This window comes from Candidatus Chordibacter forsetii, from assembly GCF_964187505.1.
GTDB classification, from domain to species: domain Bacteria; phylum Verrucomicrobiota; class Verrucomicrobiia; order Opitutales; family Seribacteraceae; genus Chordibacter; species Chordibacter forsetii.
Map to the genome: position 1 here is coordinate 21,343 of NZ_CAXLML010000097.1, position 7,151 is coordinate 28,493.

The following is a 7,151-nucleotide window of genomic DNA, read 5'->3' on the forward strand; positions in this document are numbered from 1 at the left end:
GAAACTGTAATGCACAAAATTTTCAAGTTTGAACCTCATTATTTCGAACGAATATGGGGAGGACGCGCATTTCAGACTATTTTAGGAAGAAATATTCCAGCTAAGCAAAATATCGGAGAATCTTGGGAAATCGTCGATAGAGATGATTGCCAGTCTGTACTTACTCATTCTGAAGGTGAATCCATTACATTACGGGCATTGCTCAAGGGACAGCCCCATAATATCATGGGACCTGGTTGGAATGTAGACGACAAATTCCCAGTTTTGGTTAAATGGTTAGATTGTAATGAACGCCTCAGTTTACAGGTTCATCCTCCGAAATCTGTTGCTGGTTTAATATCTGGTGAGCCGAAAACTGAAAATTGGTATGTTGCTCATACAACAGCCGAGGCTGGACTATTTGTCGGTCTTAAAATTGGAACAACAAAGAAGAAATTCATTAAAGCTCTCAAGGAAAATAAGTTAGAAGCAGTCTGCCATCGTATTAACTCATCTGCAGGGGACTCCATATTGGTTAATAGCGGATCGATACATGCAATTGATGGGGGTAATCTCATCTTAGAAATTCAACAAAATTCGGACACAACATATCGAGTTTATGATTGGGGCAGGAAAGATAAGACTGGATTTACCAGAAAACTCCATATCGAAGAGTCGTTAAGGTGTATTAATTTCAACGATTTCGAACCCGAAATTACTTCCACTAATAACTCTCAAGTTCAGGTACTAGCCGAGTGCAAACACTTTAGGATAAGAAAGTTTACATTCCCTAAACCGATGAAACTCAAACTGAAAAACTTGCAACAGCAATGCATGATCCTGAATCCCCTTTTTTCTGATATTTCGGTTGCAAACGAAGTCATCCCGGCAGGTACACTTGCCCTTTCTCCCTATGCAGAGGATTGTGAAGTTCAAATTAATCAACCAGGAGAAATGATTTTAACGGACAACTTCTTTATTCCCCAAACAAATTCAATATAAGGTTTTAGTTATAATTTCATTCATGTTGACCTCAATTTAGAGATTAGATTTACTCATCTCTTTTGTGCTCAAAACCTTAATCATGGAAGACAAAGAAGACTTAACGGATACAGACAATAATCAGACCGAACCTCCTGTAGAAGAAAACGAGGATTCGGATCAGAATCTAGAGGAGAGTCCAACCATGCTCAAGACCCGCCTTCACGAAGCTTACAGTAAGCAGGAGGATCTACAGTCCAAATATTTGAGAACATTCGCAGATTTAGAAAACCTTAAAAAAAGATCTATTCGAGATCGTGAAGAGGCGATACAACGGGCTCGACTACAACTTATTGAAGATTTGCTTCCTGTAATTGACGCATTTAAAATGGGAATGATTGAGGCAACCAAGTTTGATCCCGATGGTCCCATTGTCAACGGCTTCAACATGGCAACCAACCAACTTCAAAATGTTTTAGGAGAATATGGTTTAGTATGCATTGAAGAAACAGGGGGGCAATTTGATCCCAATATTCATGAAGCTATTGGTCACGAAGAAAGTGAAGAGGAAGATACAGTTCTCAAAATAATTCGAATCGGATATCGATTAAAAGATCACTTGATCAGACCCGCTAGTGTAATCATTTCGCAGAAAAGAAAAGATCAGGCTTCGGAATGATTGAACTGATAAAACTTTAAAATACAAAAACCATATTATGCCAGATAAGGACTTCTATCAGGTGCTGGGTGTAAACCGAGATGCCTCTGACTCTGAAATTAAAAAGGCCTATCGAAAATTAGCCATTCAATTTCATCCGGATAAAAATCCCGGGAATAAAGAAGCGGAAGAAAAATTTAAAGAAATTTCTGCTGCATTTGATATATTAAAAGATCCTGAGAAGCGATCAAAGTACGATCAATTCGGGCACGATGCATTTCGAGGCGGCCACTCATCCGGGGGAGTTGATCCCTTTGATCTGTTTAAAGATGTTTTCGGTGGTGGTGGCGGAAGAGGTGGTTTTGGTAGTATATTCGAGGACTTCTTTGGAGGAGGAGGTGGAGGCAGAGCATCTGAGGGGGTTAGCGGTAATGATTTGCGAGTCACCGTTTCCATCTCTTTGGAACAATCTGCTAGTGGTGTAGAAAAAGAAATTAAATACTCTCGGCACCTTGAATGTTCAGAATGTGAAGGTTCTGGTTCTGCAGATGGCTCATCCAAGACAATGTGCCCAACTTGTGGAGGTGTTGGTCAAGTTGCCTCTAATCAAGGATTTATAAGTATCCGAAGAACCTGTCCAACTTGCAATGGTTCTGGTGTGAAGATTGAAAACCCTTGTAATTCATGCTCAGGACAAGGTCGCAAAAAAAGCAGCGATTCTGTGAAAGTTAAGATTCCCGCAGGGATCCACGACGGCTCTAGGCTTTGTTCTAGGAATCGTGGGGATGCAGGCCCACAAAAAGGTCCATTTGGTGACTTGTATGTCGATGTTCAAGTCAAAGCACACGATCTTTTTGAAAGAGACGAGGATGACCTGTTTCATGAACTCTTTATCCCTTTTACTTTATCAACACTCGGAGGAACGGTTGAAACTCCTACATTAGATGGTAAAGTGACACTAAAAATTCCTCCTGGAACACCATGTAATAAAACATTTCGTATTCGGGACAAAGGTATGCCCAACTTACGATCACCTTCTCATAGGGGAGATCTATATGTTAAAATCGTTATTGAAGTTCCCAAGAATCTAAATAAAGAACAAAGGCAGAAACTAGTCGATTACGGACTTTCATGTGGAGAAGAAGATCTAAGTTCTGAATCTGGTATATTAGATAAAGCGAAACGTTTTTTTGATGGGGATAATTAAAAGTGTCCGAAATCGAGATTCCAGTTAAAAATTCATACTCTTTTGAGGAAATTTGCAAAATTCGCACAAAAAAAGAGCAACAAGGTAAATCAATTGTTCTAACAAATGGATGCTTTGATTTAATCCATGCCGGGCATATTTACTCTCTCGAAAAAGCCGCTGCTCTAGGAGACGAACTTTGGGTTGCTTTAAACTCCGATTCCAGTATCCGCAAACTAAAGGGAATTAACAGACCCATCTACAGTCAAAACGAAAGGGCTTACCTGCTTGGTGCTTTAGAAGTAGTCAACCTAACTTTCTTTTTCGACAGTACAAACCTTGCTCAGGAAATAAAAAGGCTAAAACCTGAATTTTATGCCAAATCTGGGGATTATTCCTTAGATAATTTAAACCCTGAAGAACATGAGGCTCTAGAAGAAGCCAATACCCAAATTTGTTTTGTTCCGTTTCTTGAGGGGTTTAGTACCACCCGAACTGTAGAATCTATTAAAAATACCTAAGTTTTAAATATACTGTGAAAACCATAATCTTAGGTTCAGGAAATGGAACAAATTGCCAAGCGCTTCTTGACGCTTTTTCTGACGGATTACTCGGAACAACAGAAATAGTTGCCGTATTCTCAGACAGGCAAAATAGTGGGATATTAAAATGTGCTGAAAAGGCCGGCATTTACTCATCTTATCTTGGCAAATATCCCCGCATTCAGGAGAATGAATCGTCCCACTTTATCATAGAAGAAGACCATTGGATAACAGCAATTAAATCGAAACAGCCCGACTTAATTGTTCTTGCTGGCTTCATGAAAATTGTCAGCCAAAGATTTATCGATTCATTTAATTCGAAAATTATCAATCTGCACCCTAGCCTACTGCCTTGCTTTCGTGGTTTAAATGCAATTAAGCAAGCATGGGATGCAGGTGTGAAAATTACAGGGTGCACTGTTCATTGGGTCTCATCTGAATTAGATGGAGGGCCCATTATCGCACAGGCTCCCGTTCGTATTATGTCCTCCGATACTATCGAATCAACTACAGCAAAAGTACAGGCTGCTGAACATATGTTATTACCCAGTGTTGTCGCAGATATTGCTCATACTGATTCAATCGCTAAGCCCCGTGATTAAACTCACAAGCTCAATCCCCGAAAGTTCCCTTGATTATATCGATGGATACCTATTTGAACATGCTCCTTCGCCTTGGATTGTAGAAATTGATAAACTAACCGGTGGTATGGTTTTGACTGGATACTTCGCTACTCAAAGCGAGATGCATAACGAAACTTTTCAACTTAAAGGTGAATTAAAAGATTTTCTCGAATTTAATTTCTCTCAGGAAAACATCCAAGATACTGATTGGAAAAATTCTTACAAAAAGCACTTTAAAGCATGGAGTTATAACGGCTTTCACCTTGTACCTTTATGGCTTAAAGATGATTTCAATATACCAGCAAACAATCACGCACTATTTTTAGATCCTGGCATGGCATTTGGTACGGGAAATCATGAATCTACACGAATGTGTATTGAATTCATAGTTGATGACACAAATTCTAAAAGCTGTGGAGATTCATTTGTTGATTTGGGATGTGGTTCCGGAATTTTAACTATTGCAGCATCATTACTCGGTTTTTCTAGTGTCCTAGGATTCGATAATGATGAAGATGCTGTTCGGATTTCCTCTGAGAATGCTAGTGTAAATAATTTACCAAACGACGTTAAGTTTCAGGTCAATGATTTAAACAAGATGAATCACTCATTGGGGAAATTTGATTATGTGGCAGCTAATATTCAGGCAGATATTTTAATAAGAAACGCTGAAAAAATCATCGATTTGAGCAATCCTAACTCTGTAATTATCCTTTCAGGAATTTTGGCTAAGGAGGTAAATCAAGTATGTGATTGCTTTCAAAATTTAAATCCGGACGGCGACATCCAAATTAACTTGAAAAGGATGGGTGATTGGGCAGCAGTCAGGATTATAAAATCTGACTGCAGCTAAATTAGATAAGCTACACAGTTTTGTAAAACCTAGCTCCAAATATTTAAAACTTTCAAGATTCCTGAAAGCCAAGTATATCAACCACCTAAATAAGTAAGGGCCTTAGGGATTGGTAAAGTGTAAAAAGCAAAACGATTTATTCCTAGAGCATCGATTTTCGTAGAAACTTTTTCCATTACATTTTTCACAGATGTAGGAGCGAGTGAAGTATATACAATTGCCCACTCTTCATTACACATATCTTCCCCGGTACTCGCCCGATCAGCCATAACTCCAAAATTAGTGCTAACACCTGGCGCACCTGCATCGAGTATCGCATCATAAACATCTGAATAATGATCACGAGGAACAACACAGTACAATCCAACTAAGTCTTTTAAGAAAGAGGTGCTTAGCGAAGTAGATTTGGTCTCTACACTACTTCTCCAGTCTTTTCCGCCTTTGACTTCATCCAATGCTGAGATGATTTGTTCCATACTAGCTCCGTGCGAAGAGCTAGCAACAGTACTGCTAACATTTATGAGTCCGTTGCTGACAGGAATCGAATACATAAAACCACGACCGGGTTCAGTAATTCTTCCTGCTCTTGCCATACTTGTAAATACATCACTCGACTCTGAACGATCAACCACACACCACACAAATTCTTTTTCTGGTCCCTTGGTCATGCGAAGTACCGGTATCTTGTCTCGGATGCCACCTCCTTCGCCAAAGGTTACAGTAGGGCCTGGTGCTCCTGCAGCTAGGGCAGCTTGTGCTATGTCTTCTGCAACTCCCTTCTCACAGATACAACAAATCGCTTCCATAGTAATCTCAGTAGAATTACCACCTTCTCCTTCTCCCTCGCCTTCCGTTAGTGGAAAACTTGAGGAATGCTGAGCTTCACTACAAGGAATACTAAAAATAGCTCCTGACCCAACACGGTCTAACCTGCCAGCTTCTATAGCAATTTTTGAAATTCTTTCATTTTGACTTTCAGGTACCAAAACTTGAACTAGGCACTGTTCAGGTGCAGGAGGGGGGAACATCTTAGCTAGAAAACCTCCTTCATTCAAAATTGAACCACGAGCTGAAACTTGAAAAATACCCTTAGCACCAGCTTTTTGTAATTCCTTCGAAACTTTGTCTAATGAATCTTTTGGTAAAATTAAATTTACCAAAGAAATATCGTTTTTAACTTCTAAATTATTCATTATGCAGCCTCCGCTAATTGTTCTGAAGATTGATTGCCTTTTGGTTTTTTTCGAACCAACAGACCAACAGTAAGCACTGTAATAATTGGTCCAACCGACGCAAGTGATAGAACACCAAAACCATCAATGGCTCCAGTCTTTGCACCAATACCAAGTCCCATAGCCAACACTAGTGGAACCGTGATTGGACCGGTTGTTACACCTGCACTATCCCATCCGAAATTAACAAAATCTTCACTCGAAATAAAAGTGAGAATTAAAAGCAAGGTGTAAGGGGGGATCAGGAGATACCAAAGTTCTAAATTGAATGCAATTTTAGCTACACCTGTGGCAATTCCCAAAGCTACTCCAGTAGCAACAGCTTGCATAAGCAAATTTTTCTTAAAAGCCCCAACAGTTATTTTCTCAACTGTAGATCCTAAGGCATTCAAGGCAGGTTCTGCTAAGGTTGCTCCGTACCCTAAAATAAACCCAAATAAAATCGCTAAGCATTTACCAACTGTGGAAGATTGGAAAATAGGATCGATAAATCCCTCTGATTGCCAGGGTTGAATGGATGCAAAACTAGACACGACATTTCCGCCAAGCTGTTCACCAAGTGGGGTTAATCCAAGTGCAATCCCCAAGTTGAAAAGACACATTCCAATAACGGCACAAGCAATACCAATTACAAGTTCGTCCATATGCTTGGGTTTTTGCCTGAGGCCAACAATCAAAACAAATAAAAGAATAGAACATAATGGCACAATTGCCCATATGGCTCCTTCCAAAGCTCCGCGATCTTGATCAGGTCCGGTTAGTAACCCGTCCTGTTTGGAGTAATTAATAGATCCGTCAGGTTCTATACTATAAAAATCTTCACCCGGATCAACTTTGCCATTGTTATTCTTATCACTCTCTAATGGTTTAAAGGTATTCGGGAAAAAATCGAACTTGTTAGTAAACGCGGTAGCAACATCTGCGTCTGGGTTCCAAAGAGCATCTGGAGCTTTGTATCCCTCCCTAACAACATAGGTCTTGGCGCCACGAACCTGAACATTTTCTCGGCCTCCACCTGATAATACTGCTGGCACGATTGCCCCTTCGGCAACTTTAGTTCGTAGTGCATAACCTTCGGGCAGAGCGTTATTTTGATT

8 protein-coding genes are annotated in these 7,151 nt (G+C 40.0%); 6 read left to right on the forward strand and 2 right to left on the reverse strand.

Annotated features, from left to right (window positions below; genetic code table 11):
- Positions 1–9: 9 nt before the first annotated feature.
- The 6 genes from ACKPQ4_RS04560 to ACKPQ4_RS04585 all read left to right on the forward strand — a co-directional run bounded on the left by ACKPQ4_RS04560 (position 10) and on the right by ACKPQ4_RS04585 (position 4,822).
- Positions 10–981 carry a type I phosphomannose isomerase catalytic subunit gene (locus ACKPQ4_RS04560; RefSeq protein WP_407680025.1) on the forward strand — a complete coding sequence of 324 codons (972 nt, stop codon included), beginning with the start codon at positions 10–12 and terminating at the stop codon, positions 979–981.
- 82 nt (positions 982–1,063) lie between these two features.
- The gene (locus tag ACKPQ4_RS04565; protein WP_407680026.1) at positions 1,064–1,639 is read left to right on the forward strand and encodes a nucleotide exchange factor GrpE; all 576 of its coding nucleotides are present in this window, start codon (positions 1,064–1,066) and stop codon (positions 1,637–1,639) included.
- A gap of 37 nt (positions 1,640–1,676) precedes the next feature.
- Positions 1,677–2,825: a molecular chaperone DnaJ gene (gene dnaJ / locus ACKPQ4_RS04570; protein ID WP_407680027.1), complete on the forward strand. Its 1,149-nt coding sequence runs from the start codon at positions 1,677–1,679 to the stop codon at positions 2,823–2,825.
- 2 nt (positions 2,826–2,827) lie between these two features.
- A complete protein-coding gene (locus tag ACKPQ4_RS04575; protein ID WP_407680028.1) occupies positions 2,828–3,325 on the forward strand; it encodes an adenylyltransferase/cytidyltransferase family protein in 498 nt (165 codons plus the stop codon).
- A gap of 14 nt (positions 3,326–3,339) precedes the next feature.
- Positions 3,340–3,948, forward strand: coding sequence for a phosphoribosylglycinamide formyltransferase (gene purN, locus ACKPQ4_RS04580; protein WP_407680029.1), 609 nt, complete (start codon positions 3,340–3,342; stop codon positions 3,946–3,948).
- Positions 3,941–4,822 carry a 50S ribosomal protein L11 methyltransferase gene (locus tag ACKPQ4_RS04585; protein ID WP_407680030.1) on the forward strand — a complete coding sequence of 294 codons (882 nt, stop codon included), beginning with the start codon at positions 3,941–3,943 and terminating at the stop codon, positions 4,820–4,822. Before purN ends, ACKPQ4_RS04585 begins: the two co-directional genes overlap by 8 nt.
- A 77-nt stretch (positions 4,823–4,899) precedes the next feature.
- Here the strand turns inward: ACKPQ4_RS04585 and ACKPQ4_RS04590 are convergent, their stop codons facing one another.
- Positions 4,900–6,015, reverse strand: coding sequence for a P-II family nitrogen regulator (locus ACKPQ4_RS04590; protein ID WP_407680031.1), 1,116 nt, complete (start codon positions 6,013–6,015; stop codon positions 4,900–4,902).
- A partial coding sequence (locus ACKPQ4_RS04595; RefSeq protein ID WP_407680032.1) for a DUF1538 domain-containing protein occupies positions 6,015–7,151 on the reverse strand: 1,137 nt, incomplete at its 5' end. The genes ACKPQ4_RS04590 and ACKPQ4_RS04595, both read right to left, overlap by 1 nt.